Below are 19,094 nucleotides of genomic sequence, written 5' to 3'. Positions count from 1 at the left end.
GGGGTGAGGCATCTTCGGTCAAGAGCATAAATCTCCTCATGCGCGTTGCAATCTTCCCCGTTCTTTCTCTGCTCCTTAGTGCCTTCCTTTGCACCTGCGTCAGCGCCCGATCTGCCCCCGAAACTGCCCCTCCGCAGGTTCGGGAGCAACGCAAAATCAACGACGGCTGGACTTACTTCGAGCACAGTACGCCCAACCTGGCGGCGCTGCCTGCGGTGGGAACGCCCGTCACGCTGCCCCACACCTGGAACCAGTGGGATGCGGTGGACAACACCCCCGGCTACCGCCGCGATGCCAGCTGGTACCTCCGCCCCCTGGCCATCAAGGCGGTGCCCGGCCAACGCTACGCCCTTTACTTTGAAGGGGCCAACACCAAGGCCGAGGTGTACCTGAACGGCCAGCGCATCGGCGGTCACGTGGGCGGCTACGTGGGTTTCACCATTGACCTGACGCCCCACCTGGCGGCCAGCGGAGCGAACCAACTGGCAGTGCGCGTAGACAATGGCTACGATCCCGACCTGATTCCTTCCCAGAAGTCCGACTTTTTCATCTATGGGGGATTAACGCGCGACGTCTGGCTGCAAACCACCCCGGCCGTACACCTGGAACGGCTGGAAATCTCGACCCCTGCCGTAAGCAACAGCAGTGCCACCACCCGCATCGTGGCCTACCTGGGCCAGGCCGCTGCGCCCGGTCAGCACCTCGCCGCAGAACTCTACGATCCCACCAGCAACGAACGCGTTGCCGGGGCGGAAATTCCCCTGCCTGCGGGAGCCAACCGTGCTGAAATCCAACTACCGCCCCTGGCCAACCCCCGGCTGTGGTCTCCCGCCACTCCCAACCGCTACGCCGTCCGCGTCCGGCTACTCAACGGCGAAGCTACCATGGACGAGCTCCGGGACTGGGTTGGTTACCGCTGGTTTTCTTTCGAACCCAACGGCCCCTTTTACCTGAATGGCGAGCGCCTGCTGCTGCGCGGCACCCACCGCCACGAGGAACACGCGGGCTACGGGGCGGCCATGCCCGATAGTTTGCACCTGGCCGACGTGCAGCAAATGAAAGACCTGGGCGTAAATTTCGTGCGGCTGGGCCATTACCCCCAGGATCCGGCCGTTTACCGCGCCTGCGATTCGCTGGGCCTCATCGTCTGGGACGAGCTCCCCTGGTGCCGCGGCGGCAAAGGAGGAAGTACCTGGGAGGCCAATACGAAGCAGCTGCTGGCCGAACAAATCCGCCAAAACTTCAATCACCCCAGCATCTTTTTCTGGTCCCTGGGCAATGAACTGTACTGGCTGCCCGACTTCCCCGGCGGCGACGACCCCGCCCAGCTCAATGCCTTCCTGGGCGAACTCAACGACCTGGCTCACGCCCTCGATCCCGGTCGGCTCACTGCCCTGCGTAAATACTACGAAGGCGCGGATATCCCGGACGTGTTCAGTCCCTCCATCTGGTCGGGTTGGTACGCCGGCGTTTACAAAAATTACGGCCCTACCCTGGAAAAGCAGCGCGATCTCTACCCCCGGTTCCTGCACATGGAGTATGGCGGCTCCAGCCACATTGGCCGCCACACCGAGACCCCCATTACGGGCGACGGAACGGTGAAGGCCGATGAATGGGCCGAAGACATCAACCAGGCCAACGTCGTCAACGTCGCCAAATCCGGCGATTGGTCGGAAAATTACGTGGTGGATCTCTTCGACTGGCACCTGAGCGTTTCGGAGACGACGGACTGGTTTGCGGGCAACGCCCAGTGGGCCTTCAAGGACTTCGGCACCCCGCTACGGCCCGAAAACGCCATCCCCTACCTCAACCAGAAGGGGCTGGTGGACCGGGCCGGCAAGCCCAAAGATGCCTACTACGTTTTTAAAAGCTACTGGTCGGGAGAACCCTTCACCTACCTCGAATCGCATACCTGGACGGAACGGAGCGGGCCGGTGGGCAAAACGCGGGAGCAGGCCGTATTCAGCAACTGCGCGGAGGTGGAGCTGTGGCTCAACGGAGTGTCCATGGGCCGCAAACAACGCCGGCGGGGAGTGTATCCTGCCCAGGGACTTACCTGGGAACTGAACTTCGCCGCAGGGGCTAATCAACTCATCAGCCTGGGCTACGAGGGGGGCCAACTGGTTGCGGCAGACACCCTGGCCCTGACCTATGCCTACGAGAAAGCGGGCAGCCCGGAGGAAATCGTCCTGACCCAGCGTACGCTGCCGAATGGCCACCTCCTCATTGAAGCGACGATGCAGGACGCCGCCGGACGCCGCGTGCTGGACTACGAAGACCACGTTTACTTCAGCCTCGACGGCAGCGGGAAATTGCTGGTAGACTACGGTACCCCCACCCGCAGTCAGGTCATTGAAATGGCCAACGGGCGGGCCGCCATTGAATTGGTACCGGGAACGGGCCGGGCGGTGATTGAGGTCCGCAACCAGGATTTTAAGGGGAGTTATCTGGTGGTGGAGATGGGGGTGCGGTAGGGGGCCCGCGCCAGGCGCTTCCCTATTGGCGTATCAAATACGCAGCAATTTCTGCCGTCCCACTACCCGGCCGTTGCGGGTAAGCAGCAGCAGGTATACCCCCGGCGGCACCGCAGCGAGGCGCACCTCCGTACCCTCCGTGGCCGTGCCCATGCCCATCGTTTGACCCATTGGAGAAATGATGCGGTACTCCGCTGGCGCCTCTAAACCAAGCAAACGAAAATGCGCGCCAGCCGGATTCGGGGCAATGGTAAAGGAAGCATCAGTCATGTAGTCGTTTACCGGGACGAGATCCCCCGGATTTTCCGCTAAATCAGAACAGTCTGCCGCAAAACAACCGTTGGCCCGCAGCCGGAAAAACCATTGCTGGTTGTCATTGTCGATATCGGAACCGTCACCCAATTTGACTCCTCCGATACCCACCAAATCACCGTTTTCCGCCACACTCATGCCGAAGATGCTGTTATTGCTGGCCGGACCGTACTCCGCAGTGTCAGGAAATTCCAGCAGGTGAACCTCCGTTCCGTCGGGCCAGCCGCCGGGCTTAAAAAGCACGCCCTTGCCACCATCCGAATAGTACGAAGTGGTGCCGTAAACGAAAGGCTCCCCGCCCGGTAAAAGCTCCATACCAAAGGGAGAAAAATTTAAATCGTACACTTCTGCCGGCCCATCGCGATCGGGATAAATCCGCAAGCGCCCGAACTCAGACTCGCAGAAATTACCAATACAACCCGTTGCAGAAAATTCGAGACCTTCCAGTACTGTTACTCCGCTTTCTCCAACGGGTAAAATGGCCAGATACCCTTGGTGAATGCCTCCCGACCGTACGGGATCTGCGATTTGCCGCTCCCAAACCACTTCGCCTAAGTCATCAATTTTCAGGGCCCTATACCCAATTCCAGCTTGGGCTTCCGGGTCGTATTCCCAGTAAACCAGGTAATACGCCCCGGAAGCATCAGTACTGGCGGCGTTGAAATAAACGTCGTTTTCAGTAGCAACTTCCATCGTGTAAACATCCGTAAAATCTGGCCGCAGTGCGCGTACCGTGATGATTCTTTTGCCTCCAGCGGTGGTTCCCTCTTCCGTCAGGTACAAAAGCGAGTCGCCCGCAGCACGAACGCTGGGGTAGGTACTTCCCGGAGCCAGGCTTCGGGTATTTAGCTGGTTTCCGGTTTGATCAAAGCGGACCAACGTTGGCATTTCCTCCGTGGCCACTGCTACGGCGAAACTATCAGAAAGAACGGTAAAATAAGCTCGGCTGATGCTGTTTACCTGGTTGTTCGGATTAAAAGAAAACTGGTTAAAATCCTCACCTTGGTCATTCACCAAAAGTAGTTCGTCGACGAATTCCAAAGGACTGACCAACAGCCCAGTGAAGCGGATTAAGTAATGTTCCCCCCAGATGGCCACGTCTTGCCGCTGATCTACCCCGTTTTTTCCCAACAAATGCGAGAAAACAGTTTGGGCTTGGGAGGTAAAGGTTAAGGATAGGAAAAGAAGTAATAGTAAGGGTCGCATAATTGTTGATTGGCGCTTAAAATAGGCAGTTTAGAGCGTGTCTAAAATTTTTAAGAACTGATAATCAATAACTTATGGTTCTGGCTAGACAAAAAATTGCGCCCATAGTGGACTACGTAAGCCATTTTTTGTGACGTCAGGTTTATAAGTGCTTGGTTATCAGGAAGTAAAAATTTAGACACGCTCTTAGCTTGATTGCTTACGGTCGTGACAATTCTTGGCCGCGCAGTACGAAATACTCCAGGGATTGGAATAAGCGGGACAAGACCCGGAGGGGGGTGCCAACGTAGCGAGAGGATTTATTTCCTCGTTTTCGTTATGAGCCCGTGGTATACTGCAGTATACGAAGTTGCCCTCTAAAATAAGTGCGGCCCCAAGTTCGCGCGGGGCAAAGCGCGCATTAGTCACCCGGACTGCTAAATATACCCTGCCACAGTAAAAAAGCGGGCACCGGGATTGACCCCCCGATGCCCGCACCAAAGCTAAAAAGGTGTGATTGCTGAGGCTGACGCTTACTCGAGCGCCAGACTCAGCACCAATGAAAATTTTGTCTGTTTCGGATGTCTGAAAAACCCATTTTACGGGGCACTCCACACCAAGGCCCGCCCATTCAGGACTGCCACTAGCGGGAGTGCGAGGGCGGAGTGGCGAAGCACCGTCCGCCCGAAATTGCTTGAATTAGTCTACATTATCGTGCAGGTAGCGGTTGCCCCGGCGCAGCGGCATTTCTTCGTCGTCGGTGATGCTCCAGCGGCTCATCTCCTGCTGGTCGCTGGGAGCAACGTTATCCAGCTGGATGTTTCGCCGCAGGTAGGCGGGTTGGCTTTCCAGTTCGTTGACGACTTTGGGGTTGCTCAACTTGGGCAGTTCGGTGCGGTTGCGCAAGGCGGCGCGACGTTCCTGATCGCGGGCCTCCAATTCGCGGCGCTGGGCTTCGCGGCGGGCTTCTTCTTCGTTCTGGAGGTAGCTGTTGGTGAAGCTGCGCTCCTCGCGGGCGCGGGGCGGCACTGGCGTGTTGCTGCGGGCGCGGAGGCGGATCTTGGCTTCGTCCAAATCCTCAAACTCGTACGTGAGCGAGCCTGCGTTGTTTTTGGTGTAGCCAACGGGGTCTTTCTCGCCGGTGATGTCTTCCAGAGAAACCCGGGGCTGGGATTGGGGCTGGTCTTTGCGGTCAGCTTCATCCAGGTGCACCACTTTGCGATCCGCGCCACTGGCGGTAAACACGTTCTTCTTCTCTCCGAAGCCAGTGGCAATCACCGTCACGCTCAGCTTGTCGCCCAGGCTCTCGTCGTAGCAGTTGCCCCAGATGAGGTCCGTGCCGTAACCGGCTTCTTCCTGAACGAATTCCGTGATCTCAAAAATCTCGTCCATGGTCACCTCGCGGGTACCGCTGGTGATGTTGAGCAGGATGTGGCGGGCTCCCTGGATGTCGTTGTCCTCCAACAGGGGGCTGTGCAGGGCCTGGTCTACGGCCTGCCGGGCGCGGTCGTCGCCTTCGGCCGTAGCGGTCCCCATGATGGCTACGCCGCTGTCGCGCATGACGGTGTTAACGTCTTCGAAGTCGACATTGACGTAACCCGGCACGGTGATGATTTCGGCAATGCCCCGGGCGGCGGTGGTCAGGATATTGTCCGCCTTAGCAAAAGCTTCGCTCAGGTTGAGGTTCCCGTGGATCTGCCGCAGCTTATCGTTGGAGACCACGATGAGGGTATCAACGTTTTCCTTCAGGTCATTGAGGCCGTCCATGCCGTTGGCGGCGCGCCGCCGGCCTTCAAAAGTGAAGGGCAGCGTTACGATGCCCACCGTCAGGATGCCCATTTCCCGGGCAGTTTTGGCAATGATCGGCGCCGCTCCCGTTCCCGTACCACCGCCCATGCCGGCGGTGACGAAGAGCATCCGGCAGTTGTTGTTCAGGTATTTGCGCACCTCTTCGATGCTTTCTTCGCAGGCCAGTTTGCCCACGTTCGGCTTCGAGCCCGCGCCCCGGCCTTCGGTCAGGTTGGGGCCAAGCTGCATTTTGGTGGGCACTTTGCTGAGCTCCATCGCCTGGTGGTCGGTATTGCAGATGGCAAAGTCCACCCCGATGATGCCCTGGGCGTACATGTGGTTCACGGCGTTCGAGCCGCCGCCACCCACGCCGATTACTTTGATGATGGGAGATTCTCCCTGTGGGAAGTCAATAGTCATGGTAATTTTTTTTGCGCCCGTCTTGCACCTCAGCGTTGGTTCACACCTCTGAAAACCATTTTGATCGGATGTTGAAATCGGGCTAAAACGGCCGAAGCCGCAGTTTTTTCTAATGGATTAATGGATGGCGGAGGGCTTTTCAGGGCGCGCCCGCAGGTGCTGTGGAAAGGGAAATGGAGCCGGGGAAGTCAGCAAGGAAGGTCTCCCCACCCTTGCCAGCCGCTCCCCGCGCTGGTGTTCCTTTTCCGCAGCCCTAGAAGTCGGAGTCGGGTTCAGCCTCAAACCACTCCTTGGTTTTGCGGAAGACGTTGTCGAACCAGCTTCCGCCGCTTTCTACGGTCTCTTCTTCTTCGGCGCGGGCCTTGGCTTCGGCGGCAGCCTTGGCTTCGGCGGCGGCTTTGGCCTCGGCGGCTTCTTTCTCCTTCTTGCTGGTGGCGCTGGGGATCACCTTGCCGGCGTCAATGTCGGCAAAACCCTGCAGCAACAAGCCCACACCCGTAGCGTAAATCGGGCTGGTGAGCCGCTCCTGGTAGCCATGGGCCAGGTGCTCAATGGGGGTTCCCACGCGGGCGCTCATGCCCGTGTGCAGTTCGGTCAGCTTCTCGATGTCGCGCAGCAAAGCACCACCGCCCGTCAAGACGATGCCACCGATGAGCTGCTGGGCATCAAAACCCGCCCGGCGTACCTCCCACATCACGTGGTCCAGAATTTCTTCGGCGCGGGCCTGGATGATGAGGGCGAGGTTTTTCTCGCTGATCTCCTTCGGCTCCCGTCCGCGCAGGCCGGGGATGACGATCAGGCGGTTCTCGAACACTTCGGTAGCCAGGGCCGAGCCGTAGCCCACCTTCAGCTTCTCCGCGTGCTCTTCCATTACGGTGCAGCCCGCCTTAATGTCTTTGGTAAAGACGTTGCCCCCGAAGGGAATAACGGCCGTGTGGCGGATGATGCCATCCTGGAAGATCGTTATGTCGGTAGTTCCACCACCGATATCGACCAGGGCAACACCCGCCTGCTTTTCGTCTTCGTAGAGTACCGCTGCGGCGCTGGCAATGGGCTCCAGCGTTACGCCCGCCATTTCCAGGCCGGCCCGCTCCACGCAGCGGTTGATGTTGTTGCTGGCCGTGATCTGGCCGGTGATGATGTGGAAGTTGGCCTCCAGGCGTGAGCCCGACATGCCAATGGGGTCCACGATCCCCTGCTCCATATCCACCGTGAATTCCTGGGGAATGACGTGGAGGATTTTGTCGCCCGGAGGCAACACGAGCTTGTACATGTCGCTGATCAGGCGGTCAATGTCCCGCTGGCTGATCTCCGATTGCGCACTGTCCCGGGTCAACATCCCGCGGTGCTGCAAGCTTTTGATGTGCTGGCCGGCGATGCCGACGTGCACGACGTCGAAGGTCACGCCACTGGCTTTTTCCGCTAGTGCGCGCGCTTCGCTGATGGCCCGGACGGTCTTCTCGATGTTCGAGACAACCCCGCGCATGACGCCCTCGGATTCTACCTTACCGGTGCCGAGGATTTCCAGCCTGCCGTGCGCATCCCGCCTCCCGACGAGGGCGCAGACTTTGGTGGTGCCGATGTCAAGGGCGGCAATAATTTGAGTTTGAGTGGTATCAGTCATAATAAACATCCGATTTAAAAAGGTTCACGTTGGCGTGGCAGGGTCATTGTCAGCGGCCAACTTCGGAAAATGGGTACGTATTTATCGTTTGCGGGCCACTACCTGGTCGGCGTAGCGCAAGTCAAAGCTTTTGTACTTGCTCCACCCCTCGTAGGGCAACCCTTCGCGGTAAAAGATTTTTAAGCGGCGCAGCCTGGCGGCCGTTCCTTCCCTATCGTAGTGGCCGAGGTGAATCACCTGGTCGCCAAGTTTCGGGGCCAGAATGAACTCGCCCTTGGTATTCACGTAAATCTGCTCAATGAGCGCGTCCAGAAAGTCATCCTGCCGCAGGAACCTGGCCAGCTCCACCAACTGGTACAGCTGGTGTTCGGGGTGCTCCATGAAGTCGTCTTGCCAAAGGACTACGTTGCCCGAAACTACCGGTACCCGGGCCGTGTGGGTGGTACTCACGGGCATGCGCACGCCGTCCAGGTCCAGGTAATAGTTCTGGCCATTTTCGGCAATCACCCGCAGGAGAGGCACCCGCTGGGTCACCACGATGTTGAGTTGGAGATTGTCGTCCACAAAAGCATCGGCATCGGCCACGAAAGCCTGGCCCTCCAGGATGGACTCCACGCGCTCCACGTCAATGTCGGCCAGGCTCAGTTCGTTCATCGGCTTGGTGAAGCTGCTGGCCAGTAAGTCGAGCAGCTCTTGTTCCGTCACCAGCGCTTCGCCGTCGGGCAGTGGCAGAATGACGGGAGCCACCGTGCCTACGTGGGAGGCCTCCCGGGAACTGATGGCCGAGATGGCCAGGATACCGACCACCACGGCCATGACGATCCAGCCGTAGGTCCGCACGTTCTGCATGGCCCTGACCACGTAGGGTTGTTCGGTAAAGCGACGACGGCTATCCATGGGTAGTGGGCTTAGTGTGTTGATGAACGATTTTGGGTACCAGCTTATCAATGTCTCCGGCGCCCAACAACAGCAGTACGCCGTCGCTTAGTTCCGCCGTAGCCTCCAGCATCTGCTCGTCGGAGAGCAGGCGGCGCTGTTCGTTGCGCATTTTTTCGTAGATCGTCCGGCTGGTAATGCCGGGGATGGGCTCTTCGCGGGCGGGGTAGATGGGGATGAGAATGACCTCATCGAGACGGTCCAATGCCTTGGCAAAACCCGCCGCAAAGTCTTGGGTACGGCTGAACAGGTGGGGCTGAAAAACGCCGCGGATGGTCTGGCCGGGGTACAACTCCCGGGCCGCCGCGATGGCTGCTTCCAGTTCCGTGGGGTGGTGGGCGTAGTCGTCAATGATGACCAGGTGCTCCGTTTTCAGCACCGTATCGAAGCGCCGGCCAATGCCCCGGAAAGAAGCCAAAGCCACCCGCAGGGATTCCTCATCGCCCCCCGCCAGCCGCGTCACCGCGCAGGCCGCTACGGCGTTCTCCACGTTGTGCCGTCCGGGCAAAGTCGTACGGATGTCCAAGACCAGGTGCCCGTCGGGCTCCCGGAGGTCGAAATGAAAAGCACCGTCCTTCACCTGCACGTTCTGGGCGCGGAAGTCTCCCGCCCCGATGCCGAAGGTGGTCAGCATCACCTGGGGGATGTCTTCGAAAAGTTCCCGCAGCTCGTGGCGCACCAGCAGGTGTCCGCCATCCTTCACCTGCCGGGCGTAGGCCCTGAAGCCGGTTTCCAGCATATTGTTGTGGTCGCCGTAGATGTCGAGGTGATCCGGGTCGGCGGAAAGAATCACGGCGATGGCCGGGTGGAGGTTGAGGAAACTGCGGTCGTATTCGTCCGCTTCCACTACTACGTATTCACTGTTGCCGTGGACATAATTGCCGGAGAAATCCCGGGGAATGCCGCCGAGAAAGGCGCTGGGATCCAGCCCCGCCGTCCGCATCAGGTGCGTAGTCAGGGTGGTCGTCGTCGTTTTTCCGTGGGTGCCGGCAATGCCAACGCACTCCATCCCCTGGCTGATGAGCCCCAGTACCTGGGCCCGCTTGAGGAGCTGGTACGCGCCCTCCTGCACCCGTACCAGCTCCGGGAAGTTGCGCGGGATGGCGGGGGTCCACACCACGAGCAGGTCGTCTGCTGGAGGTGGGACGAGATCCAGGCGCGCCTCGCCGTAGTGAATGGTGATGCCTTCCCGTTCGAGGGTTTGGGTCAGTACGGTCTCCGTCTTATCGTAGCCCGTTACGTGCACGCCGCGCAAGTGGAAGTAGCGGGCCACGGCACTCATCCCGATGCCTCCGATGCCAATGAAGTAGACTTGCTTTACGTCGGTCAGTTCCATCAGTGGGCCATTTTTGGGGTGGAAGAAATGAGTTGGAGGGCTTCTTCGGCAATGCGACTCACCGCACCGGGCCGGGCCATAGCGCGGGCGTTACGGCCCAGTTCGGCCAGCCGCGCAGGGTCGTCGAGCAAAGCAAAGACCGTGGGAATCAGGTCTGCGCTGACGGCAGCGTCGGGCACCAGCACGGCAGCGTCGCGGGCGGTCAGGGCCCGGGCATTCATCGTCTGGTGGTCTTCGGCCACCCAGGGGCTGGGCACCAGGATGGTCGGCTTGCCGAGGTACTGGATCTCGGCGATGGTCGTGGAGCCCGCCCGCCCGATTACGACGGTGGCCGACCGGTAGGCCCCTGCCATATCGTCAATGAAGGCGGAGATCGTCACATTGGGCAGCTGCGCGGTAGCACACTGCCGGAAGTCTTCGTAATAAACACTGCCACATTGCCACTTCCACTGCACCTGCGGCCGCGCCCCGATCAAATCCGCCGCACCGCGCATCGCCTCATTCAGGCTTTTGGCGCCCCCACTGCCGCCCATCAGGAGGACGGTGGGTGCTGCCTCTGCACCGGGCTGCGCCGCCAGTTCGAGCATGGCCTCCCGCACGGGGTTGCCCGTTTCCACCAGCTTGGCGGCGGGGAAAAATTGGTCCATACCAGGAAAGGCCACGCAGATTTTATCCACCTGCCGCCCCAGCCACTTATTCGCCAGGCCCGCAAAAGCATTGGGCTCCTGAATGAGCGTAGGGATGCCCAGTTTCGCCGCCGCGTACAAAACCGGCCCGCCCGCGTAGCCCCCCGTGCCAATCACCACGTGCGGCCGGAAGCGCTTAAGGATGCTCCGCGATGCCCAGAGGCTGCTGATGACCTTGAACGGGAAGCTCAGGTTGCCCAGCGTCAGTTTCCGCTGGAGGCCGGAAATCCAGAGGCCTTCAATAGTGTATCCCGCCTTCGGCACTTTTTCCATTTCCATTTTGCCCTTCGCCCCTACGAACAGGAACTCGGTGTCCGGGCGCAGCCGCCTGAGCTCGTCCGCAATGGCGATGGCAGGGAAGATGTGCCCCCCCGTGCCCCCACCGCTCACAATCACGCGCAGGGGCTCCGCCGCCCGAGAAGAAGTCGTTGGCTTAGGTTGCATCGGCGGTGATGGATTCGATGTGCTTCGAGACGGAAAGAATGATCCCGAACGAAACACAGGTGAACAATACGCTCGTCCCGCCCATGCTGATGAGGGGCAGCGTGAGGCCCGTGACGGGCACCAGGTCGAGGTTGACGGCAATGTTGAAAAAAGCCTGCAAGAGCAAAGCCAGGCCAATTCCAAAGGCCACCATCGCCCCAAAGGCTTTGGAACTTTTGGTCACCAGCCGCACGATGCGGAAAAAGAACAGGACGTAGAGCAGCAGAATCAGAATCCCCCCGATGGCCCCGTATTCTTCCACGATGATGGAATAGATGAAGTCAGCGTGCGCACTGGGCACGTAATTGCGTTGCGTACTGTTGCCCGGCCCGACGCCGAAAAGACCACCATTAGCCATCGCAATCTGGGCCTTGGTAATCTGGTAGCGCTCGTCGTTGGATGCCGTCTCTGGATTGAAAAAGGTATCCATCCGGTTTTGCCAGGTAGCGGCCCGGGGAATGAGGTGGGGATAGCGCGCACCCACCATCACCATCAGGCTGAAAACACAAATGCCCAGCAGAATCAACATCACCACGTACTGCATGGCCACGCGACCTACCACCATCATCAGGATACAGATCAGGAACAGCATCAGGGCCGAGGAAAGGTCGTTGATCGCAATCAACATACAAATACCAATCACCGGCGCAATGATGGGCAAGAAGGCCTCTTGAAAGTCTTTTATCACGTCTTGCTTCGAGCCGATGGAGCGGGCCACAAAGATGATCAGGGCCGTCTTGGCAAAGTCAGAACTCTGAAATGTCAGGCCAATGAAGGGCACCTGCAGCCAGCGCTGGGAGTTGTTGATCACCGGACCAAACCACATCGTCAAAATCAACAACACGAAAGAGACCACCAGCAAGCCGGGAGCCCAGCGGCTGAATTTGGTGTAGGCCAGCAGGTGGCAAATGTAAATGACGATCAAGCCCACCGTCAGAATCAGCCCGTGCTTGAGCAGGTAAAAGCCCACGGCCCCACCCCGCTCCACGTAGGCCAGGTTGGCCGAAGAACTGAAGACGGACATCATGGAAATGATGGACAACAGGACGATGATGGCCCAGATGACGCGGTCGCCCCGCAGCTCAGTCGCAATGCGTAAGGAGAGGTTCATGCGTGCAGGTTTTTAACGGCCGTGCGGAACTGGTCGCCACGGTCCACGTAATTTTTGAAGAGGTCGAAGCTCGCACAGCAGGGGCTCAGCAGCACCGTATGGCCCGGCAAAGCGTGGGCACCGGCGAAGACCACCGCCGCTGCGGCACCGCTGCATTCCAGGATCGTGGGAATGACCCCGCGGAAGGCCGCCAGCAGCTTGCTGTTGTCCAGACCCATACAGATCAGGGTGTGGATTTTGCCTTCCACCAGCGGCAGCAGAACGTCGTAATCGTTGCCCTTATCGGTGCCCCCGGCGATCCAGACGGTGGGGCCCGTCATCGCCTCGAGGGCGAAATAGGCGGCATCGACGTTGGTGGCTTTGCTGTCGTTGATCCAGGTACGGCCGTCGGTGGTGGGAATCACCTCCATCCGGTGGGGGGCGGGGATGAAGCTGTCGAGCGCCAGTTGGATGTCTGGCGCACTGACGCCCATGCGGAGGGCCATCCGGGCGGCAAACAGGGCGTTGAGGCCGTTGTGGCGACCGCGGAGCTGCCCCGTACCGAGGGTAAATTCGTGGCCATCCACCACAATGGAGGCCTCGCGCACGTCAGCCGCATCAATCGTGTGCACCTGGCTTTTCGGATTTCGGCGCCGGAGCGCAGGTGCAATGGTCGTTGAATCAGCAAGGACGTACAAGACGTCGTCAGGCCCCTGAGACATGGCGATACGCAGCTTGCTGTCCGCGTACTTTTCGAGCGTATACTCGTAGCGGTCCAGGTGATCGGGGGTAATGTTGAGGACGGCTCCTACGCCGGGGCGGAAAGCCTCGATGCCGTCGAGTTGAAAACTGCTGAGCTCCAGCACGTAGACCTCCGGCGTGGGATGGTCCAGCAGCAGGCGGGCGAAGCTGTCGCCGAGGTTGCCACCGGCGATGGATTTCACCCCCGCCGCCGCGAGCAGGTGGTGGGTCAGCATCGTCGTAGTCGTTTTGCCGTTGCTGCCGGTGATGCCGATGATTTTCGTCCCGGGCGGAGCGTAGCGGGCGGCAAACTCAATTTCGCTGATGACGGGGATGCCCTTGGCGCGCAGTTGCACGATGAGGGGTGCCGTATCGGGGATGCCGGGGCTTTTAACTACCTCGCTGGCTTCCAGGATGCGCGCTGCGGTGTGGCCGTTGGTTTCCACTTCAATGCCGGCGGCCCGGAGCTCCTCCAGGAAGCGGGGATTGCCCGGGCCAGCGTCGGAGACGAACACGGCAAAGCCCTCCCGTTGCGCGAGGCGGGCCGCACTTGCACCGGATTCACCGGCTCCCAGGATGACAATGGTTTTGCTTGTGTTCATATTGATTTACGTAGCTTGCCGGAAAGGCTGCGGAGATGCCCCGCCTTCTTCCATGCTGCCCCCGTCAGCGCAGTTTCAGCGTCAGGATTGTCGCCACTGCCAGCAGCAGGCTAACGATCCAGAAGCGGATCACGATTTTGGTTTCGGGCATGCCCTTTTTTTGGAAATGATGGTGTAGCGGAGACATGAGGAAAATCCTCCGTCCCTCGCCGTATTTTCTTTTAGTGTATTTGAAGTAGCTTACCTGCACGACCACCGAGAGGTTCTCCACCACGAAGATGATGCAGAGCATAGGCAGCAGCAGTTCCTTGCGCAGCAGGATGGCCAGGGCAGCGATGATGCCGCCCAGGGCCAGCGACCCGGTGTCCCCCATGAAGACCGTCGCCGGAAAGCTGTTGTACCACAGGAAGCCCAGGCAGGCTCCCAGCAGACAACCGCTGAAAACCACCAATTCTTCGGTCCCCGGCAGGTGCAAAATGCCGAGGTAATTGGCGGCAATGGCGTTACTGCTGACGTAGGCGAAGACCGCCAGCGTCCCGGCAATGGTAGCCGAAACGCCCGTGGCCAGGCCATCCAGGCCGTCCGTCAGGTTGGCGGCGTTGGAGATGGCCGTGACGATGAAGATGATGAAGGGGATGAACAGTATCCACACCAGCTGCTTGCCGATGCCGAAAAGGTTTTCGTAGGCCATGCGGCTGTCTTTCACGAAGGGGACGTTGGTTACCGTAGTGCGGTAATTGGCCCGGGAGACCGTCACGCCATTTTCCAGGGTCGTGGTGGCAATTGGCCCCACGCGGTCGGCGTCCGTCAGGCCAATGGAGGCTGCGTCGGCCACCTCAAAGCGGGCAACCACCTGTTCGCTGAAGAGCATGACCAGGGCGATGGTGAGGCCCAGGCCCACCTGGCCCAGAATTTTGAAGCGCCCCGCCAGGCCATCTTTGTTCTTGCGCTTGATCTTGAGGTAGTCGTCGACAAAGCCAATGAGCCCCATCCAGACGGTGGTCACGAGCATGGTCAGGAGATAGACATTATCGAGCCGCCCCATCAACAGGCAGGGCACGAGGATGGCCAGCAGAATGATGATGCCGCCCATGGTGGGGGTACCGGCCTTTTTGGCCTGTCCTTCCAAACCGAGGTCCCGGACGCTTTCGCCCATCTGGTGGCGCTGCAGTTTGCGGATGATGCCCGCCCCGAAGACCATGCTGATGAGCAAAGAGATGATGATGGCCGCCCCGGCGCGTACGCTGAGGAAGTCGAAAAGATCGGCTCCGGGAAAATCTCCGAGCCGGTCCTGGAACCACTCGATGAGGCTAACGAGCATGGCTGCGGAGTTGAAGTGCGTTGGCAATTTCCAGCTTATCGTCAAAGGGCAGGCGCTGGCCTTTGATTTCCTGGTAGGTTTCGTGTCCCTTGCCCGCTACGAGGAGGATATCTCCCGGGCGGGCCAGCTCAACGGCCGTGCGGATGGCGCTGCGGCGGTCGGTGATGCGCAAGGTTTTGGCCCGCAGCTGGGGGGTATCGAGGCCGGCTTCCATTTCGCTGAGGATGGCTTCGGGGTCTTCGCTGCGGGGGTTATCGCTGGTGAGGATGGCGCGGTCAGCCAGGCTGGCGGCCAGGCGGGCCATGCTGGGCCGCTTCGTCCGGTCGCGGTCTCCCCCGGCTCCCACCACGCAGAGCAGGGCACTGCCGGGCTGAAGAACCTCACGCAGGGTTTCCAGCACGTTTTGCAGGGCGTCGGGGGTGTGGGCGTAGTCGACGACGGCAGTGAGTTGTCCGGCGGGGTCAATGACGTAATCCAGGCGGCCGTTGGCGGCGGAGAGGCTGGAAAGGGCGACCAATACGTCCTGGCTCTCCTGCCCCAGTTCCGTAGCCACTCCATAGGCGGCCAGCAGGTTGTAAGCATTGAACCGCCCCAGCAGGCGGGTGAAGACTTCCGTGCCGTTCACCTCCAGCTGGAGGCCCTGTGGCGAGTTGCCAAGCACTTTGGCGCGGTAATCTACCACCTTGCGCAGGCTGTAGAATTTTTTGCTGGCCACGGTGTTTTGCAACATGACCGCACCGTTTTTATCGTCGGCGTTGCTTAGGGCAAAGGCCGTTTTGGGCAGTCCGTCGAAGAAGGCCTTTTTGGCGTCGCGGTAAGCGGCGAAGGTACCGTGGTAGTCGAGGTGATCGTGGGTAAGGTTGGTGAATACGCCACCGGCGAAGACCAGTCCTTCGATCCGGGACTGCGCAACGGCGTGGCTGCTGACCTCCATGAAGGCGTAGTCGCAGCCCGCAGCCACCATGTCCGCCAAATGGGCGTTGATGGCCAGGGCATCGGGCGTGGTGTGGGTGGCTGCAACGATGGCTGTACCGATGCGAACCTCGACGGTGGAGAGCAATCCGGCCTTGTAGCCCAGGCGGGTAAATAAGTCGTGCAGCAGGGTACTTACGGTCGTCTTTCCATTCGTTCCCGTTATACCAATCAGCCGGAGGACCTGGCTGGGGTTGCCGTAAAATTCGCTGGCCAGGATGCCCAGGGCCCGGGCAGAATCGGCAACGGAGAGGAAGACGGGGCCTTCGGCATTGCTCATCGTCCCTTGCCCCGCATCCCGAAATTCTCCGGGACTATCGCCTGCGAGCGCGCCCTCGTGCACAATGACGGCCGCACCCGCCGCGATGGCCTGGGCAATGTAGGCGTGACCATCCACCTGGGTGCCGCGAACGGCCACGAAGAGGCTGCCGGGCGTGACTTTCCGCGAATCAAAAACCACGCCGCTCACTCCACGACCAGCCAGCTCGCCAGTAATGGCAAGCGGACGGATACGATCGATGATTGGGGTGAGCAGCATGGTTCTAAATTGATTGCAAAAAACGTCTCGATGAAGAAAATTTAGTTGAGGATGAGGGTCACGTCGCGGCCCCGTTGGCCGCGGCCATCGGTCTGCCATTTCTGGTCGACCACCCGTCCAACCCCCTGGGGATGAACGATGTAGCCCTCGTTTTCCAGCACGTACACTGCGTCGCGCAGGCGCATGCCGCGTACGTTGGGGAATTTTTGGGTAGCCGGGTTCCAGGGTTTGATGTCCACCCGTTCGTCGCCCGCATCCACCACGGCCAGTTCGGTGGCGGGCAGGGAATCAACGTCAATGTGGACATTGACGAAGTCGAGCACCTTGGCAATTTCCCCGAGGTGACCAGCGTCGCGGTTGGGCAGCTGGCTGGCGTACAGCACCGGCCGGGGGCCCTGGTTGAGGGGTTCGTGCACCTCAATCATGCTGTTGTAGATGTTATCGGCAATTTCGCGGAAAACAGGTCCGGCCAGCTCGCTGCCGTAGTAACCACCCCGACTGGGATTGTAGATGACGACAATGACGCTGTACTTGGGATTATCGGCCGGGAAGTAGCCCGCAAAACTGGCCTGGTATTCCTTGCGGCGCCCCGGTTTGCCGTAGTTCTGCAAACTCGTCCCCGTTTTGCCGGCGAAGCGGTACTGGTCTGACTTCAGGCGGTAGGCGGTGCCACGGTCCACCACCCCTTCAAGCAGACTGCGGAGCTGTTCGATGGTCCCCTGGGAAGCGATCTTTTTGTCGATCACCGTTGGTTTGAAGGCTTTGATGACTTTCCCTTCGCGGCGGACTTCCTTGACCAGGTAAGGCTTCATCATGCGGCCGTTGTTGGCCACGGCATTGAAGAAGGTCAGGGTTTGCAGCGGCGTGAGTTTGCTTTCGTAGCCGAAGGCCAGCCAGGCGCGGGATACGCCCGACCAGGTGCCCGACCCGGTACTGTTGATGAAGGGCTGGGCTTCGCCTTCCAGTTCCAGGCCCGTCTTTTCTTCGAGGTGAAACGACTTCAGGCGGTCGGAAAATTCGTTGTCGGAGTAAAGGCTATCGGCCAGTTTGGCCATGGCGACGTTGGACGACTGTTCGAAGGCCTGGCGGACGGAAATGACGTTCCAGTGCTTACTCATGGGGTTAGAGTCTTCGATGGTGACGTCGTAGAATTCCTTGGTCCCGTTTTCGATGTCAATTTCGCTGTCGAGGGTTACTTTGTCGTCTTCCAGCAGGGCCATCATGGTGGCCAGCTTGAAGGTAGACCCCGGCTCGGTGGCCATGGCGATGGCGTAGTTGTACATCTCGAAGTAGTCGCTGCCGTCGGTATTGCGGCCCAGGTTGGCCATGGCGCGGATGGCGCCGGTCTCAACGTCCATAACCACCACCGATCCCCACTCGGGCAAGTGCTGGTGCATGGCTTTATCGAGGGCGTTTTCAGCGATGTCCTGGATATTGACGTCGAGGGTCGTGTACACATCGGCTCCCGAGGTGGGCTCCACGATGGCGAGGTTTTCCGTGGGGATCCAGCCGCCGCCGGGGATCTGGAACATCTCGGCCTGGCCGCTGGTGCCAGCCAGGTCGGTATTGAAGGCGTCTTCGATGCCCACCATTTGTTCGCCGTCCACCTTGCCGATGGTACGGCGGGCGAGCCAGCCGAAGGGGCGCTTGCGTTCGTCGCGCTTTTCGACGATGAGGCCGCCACCCAGTCGCCCTTCGTTGAAGATGGGGAAGCGCTGGACTTGCTGGAGTTTACTGTAGCTGACGCTTTCGGCGATCTTGTAATAATGCCGCGCCGGGCGGTTGATGCTGTCGCGCATGGCAATCAGGCTATCCCGCCAGGCACCCGGCGTATAGTCGCTGTTAACGTGGACGGAAAGCAGGTAGGCCAGGCTATCGATGTTGCTGTAGTAGGCCTTGGGCGATGCCACAAAGGGATCGAAGTGGAGGCTAAAATAGGGAACGGAGGTGGCCAGCAGGTTCTCGTCGTTGCTGTAAATGTTGCCGCGTTCCGCCTGGACAGTCCGGACCCGGAAGAGGCTCTCGCCCATCGCCAAAAATTCGGCACGCTTCAGGTAAGCGATATCGACCGTACGGTAGGCCAGCAGCACAGCCACGGGCATGACGATCACCGCCAGGATGGCGTAGATGCGTACGAGTGCTTCGTCTTTGAAGTTTATGGCGGCCATAGTGGTGGTGGAGGTGGTAGAGGGATGTTTTTCGTGGGCGGAAGTAGCGCCTGGGGGGCACTACTGGTTGGCCGGGACGAGGAGCTTTTTGGGTTTACCACGGTGCATGCGCAGGCCGTCCGCCCGGACGTTCTGCACTACTTCCGAGCGCAGGCCATTGTACATGTTATCGCTTTGCAAGGACATGTAAAGCCAGCGCTTTTGCTTGATGTCTTCTTCCAGTTGCTGGATGCGCCGGATGTTGTATTCCGCGTAATGGGCGTTACCAATATACAGCAGAGCCATCGCGCCCAGAAAGACGAGAAAGCCGAGGTTGTTCAGGATGAAGGCCGACGGATTAAAGCGCGGGCCGTAATTGCGTTTTGCTGCCATTTTTGTCACACCTTATGGAATGCTGCGGGGAGCTTGTGGTGGCGAG

13 protein-coding genes are annotated in these 19,094 nt (G+C 59.7%); 1 reads left to right on the top strand and 12 read right to left on the bottom strand.

Going from position 1 to position 19,094, the window contains the following annotated elements; translation table 11 throughout:
- The first annotated feature begins 38 nt into the window (after positions 1 to 38).
- Positions 39 to 2,474 carry a glycoside hydrolase family 2 TIM barrel-domain containing protein gene (locus H9S92_RS10125; RefSeq protein WP_187466595.1) on the top strand — a complete coding sequence of 812 codons (2,436 nt, stop codon included), beginning with the start codon at positions 39 to 41 and terminating at the stop codon, positions 2,472 to 2,474.
- 33 nt (positions 2,475 to 2,507) lie between these two features.
- Here H9S92_RS10125 and H9S92_RS10120 read toward each other — a convergent pair whose 3' ends face one another.
- The 12 genes from H9S92_RS10120 to H9S92_RS10065 all read right to left on the bottom strand — a co-directional run bounded on the left by H9S92_RS10120 (position 2,508) and on the right by H9S92_RS10065 (position 19,048).
- Positions 2,508 to 3,920 (bottom strand): T9SS type A sorting domain-containing protein, encoded by a 1,413-nt coding sequence (locus H9S92_RS10120; RefSeq protein ID WP_187466594.1) that lies wholly within the window; start codon positions 3,918 to 3,920, stop codon positions 2,508 to 2,510.
- A gap of 750 nt (positions 3,921 to 4,670) precedes the next feature.
- A complete protein-coding gene (ftsZ, locus tag H9S92_RS10115) occupies positions 4,671 to 6,179 on the bottom strand; it encodes a cell division protein FtsZ (protein WP_187466593.1) in 1,509 nt (502 codons plus the stop codon).
- A gap of 253 nt (positions 6,180 to 6,432) precedes the next feature.
- A complete protein-coding gene (ftsA, locus tag H9S92_RS10110) occupies positions 6,433 to 7,803 on the bottom strand; it encodes a cell division protein FtsA (protein ID WP_187466592.1) in 1,371 nt (456 codons plus the stop codon).
- A gap of 81 nt (positions 7,804 to 7,884) precedes the next feature.
- Complete coding sequence (locus H9S92_RS10105) at positions 7,885 to 8,700, bottom strand: cell division protein FtsQ/DivIB (RefSeq protein WP_187466591.1); 816 nt, start codon at positions 8,698 to 8,700, stop codon at positions 7,885 to 7,887.
- A complete protein-coding gene (gene murC, locus H9S92_RS10100; protein WP_187466590.1) occupies positions 8,693 to 10,075 on the bottom strand; it encodes a UDP-N-acetylmuramate--L-alanine ligase in 1,383 nt (460 codons plus the stop codon). Before murC ends, H9S92_RS10105 begins: the two co-directional genes overlap by 8 nt.
- Positions 10,075 to 11,205, bottom strand: a complete 1,131-nt coding sequence (gene murG / locus H9S92_RS10095) for an undecaprenyldiphospho-muramoylpentapeptide beta-N-acetylglucosaminyltransferase (protein ID WP_187466589.1) — start codon at positions 11,203 to 11,205, stop codon at positions 10,075 to 10,077. Before murG ends, murC begins: the two co-directional genes overlap by 1 nt.
- The gene (locus H9S92_RS10090; protein WP_187466588.1) at positions 11,195 to 12,355 is read right to left on the bottom strand and encodes an FtsW/RodA/SpoVE family cell cycle protein; all 1,161 of its coding nucleotides are present in this window, start codon (positions 12,353 to 12,355) and stop codon (positions 11,195 to 11,197) included. Before H9S92_RS10090 ends, murG begins: the two co-directional genes overlap by 11 nt.
- A complete protein-coding gene (gene murD / locus H9S92_RS10085) occupies positions 12,352 to 13,677 on the bottom strand; it encodes a UDP-N-acetylmuramoyl-L-alanine--D-glutamate ligase (RefSeq protein ID WP_187466587.1) in 1,326 nt (441 codons plus the stop codon). The genes H9S92_RS10090 and murD overlap by 4 nt, the downstream gene beginning before the upstream one ends.
- 64 nt (positions 13,678 to 13,741) lie before the next feature.
- Positions 13,742 to 14,998: a phospho-N-acetylmuramoyl-pentapeptide-transferase gene (gene mraY, locus H9S92_RS10080; protein ID WP_187466586.1), complete on the bottom strand. Its 1,257-nt coding sequence runs from the start codon at positions 14,996 to 14,998 to the stop codon at positions 13,742 to 13,744.
- Complete coding sequence (locus H9S92_RS10075) at positions 14,988 to 16,508, bottom strand: UDP-N-acetylmuramoyl-L-alanyl-D-glutamate--2,6-diaminopimelate ligase (RefSeq protein ID WP_187466585.1); 1,521 nt, start codon at positions 16,506 to 16,508, stop codon at positions 14,988 to 14,990. Before H9S92_RS10075 ends, mraY begins: the two co-directional genes overlap by 11 nt.
- A 41-nt stretch (positions 16,509 to 16,549) precedes the next feature.
- Positions 16,550 to 18,676, bottom strand: coding sequence for a penicillin-binding transpeptidase domain-containing protein (locus H9S92_RS10070; RefSeq protein WP_222936050.1), 2,127 nt, complete (start codon positions 18,674 to 18,676; stop codon positions 16,550 to 16,552).
- Positions 18,677 to 18,736: 60 nt separating this feature from the next.
- Positions 18,737 to 19,048, bottom strand: a complete 312-nt coding sequence (locus tag H9S92_RS10065; protein ID WP_187466584.1) for an FtsL-like putative cell division protein — start codon at positions 19,046 to 19,048, stop codon at positions 18,737 to 18,739.
- Positions 19,049 to 19,094 lie beyond the last annotated feature (46 nt).

This window comes from Neolewinella lacunae, from assembly GCF_014349155.1.
Taxonomy (GTDB): domain Bacteria; phylum Bacteroidota; class Bacteroidia; order Chitinophagales; family Saprospiraceae; genus Neolewinella; species Neolewinella lacunae.
This window is presented reverse-complemented; position numbering and strand designations above follow the sequence as displayed.

Excerpts from the sequence above, each read along its gene's own strand:
- ftsA (WP_187466592.1), bottom strand. The coding sequence starts at position 7,803 with ATGACTGATACCACTCAAACTCAAATTATTGCCGCCCTTGACATCGGC.
- H9S92_RS10075 (WP_187466585.1), bottom strand. The coding sequence starts at position 16,508 with ATGCTGCTCACCCCAATCATCGATCGTATCCGTCCGCTTGCCATTACT.
- H9S92_RS10065 (WP_187466584.1), bottom strand. The coding sequence starts at position 19,048 with ATGGCAGCAAAACGCAATTACGGCCCGCGCTTTAATCCGTCGGCCTTC.
- murD (WP_187466587.1), bottom strand. The coding sequence starts at position 13,677 with ATGAACACAAGCAAAACCATTGTCATCCTGGGAGCCGGTGAATCCGGT.
- H9S92_RS10105 (WP_187466591.1), bottom strand. The coding sequence starts at position 8,700 with ATGGATAGCCGTCGTCGCTTTACCGAACAACCCTACGTGGTCAGGGCC.
- ftsZ (WP_187466593.1), bottom strand. The coding sequence starts at position 6,179 with ATGACTATTGACTTCCCACAGGGAGAATCTCCCATCATCAAAGTAATC.
- murG (WP_187466589.1), bottom strand. The coding sequence starts at position 11,205 with ATGCAACCTAAGCCAACGACTTCTTCTCGGGCGGCGGAGCCCCTGCGC.
- H9S92_RS10070 (WP_222936050.1), bottom strand. The coding sequence starts at position 18,676 with ATGGCCGCCATAAACTTCAAAGACGAAGCACTCGTACGCATCTACGCC.
- H9S92_RS10090 (WP_187466588.1), bottom strand. The coding sequence starts at position 12,355 with ATGAACCTCTCCTTACGCATTGCGACTGAGCTGCGGGGCGACCGCGTC.
- murC (WP_187466590.1), bottom strand. The coding sequence starts at position 10,075 with ATGGAACTGACCGACGTAAAGCAAGTCTACTTCATTGGCATCGGAGGC.
- H9S92_RS10125 (WP_187466595.1), top strand. The coding sequence starts at position 39 with ATGCGCGTTGCAATCTTCCCCGTTCTTTCTCTGCTCCTTAGTGCCTTC.
- mraY (WP_187466586.1), bottom strand. The coding sequence starts at position 14,998 with ATGCTCGTTAGCCTCATCGAGTGGTTCCAGGACCGGCTCGGAGATTTT.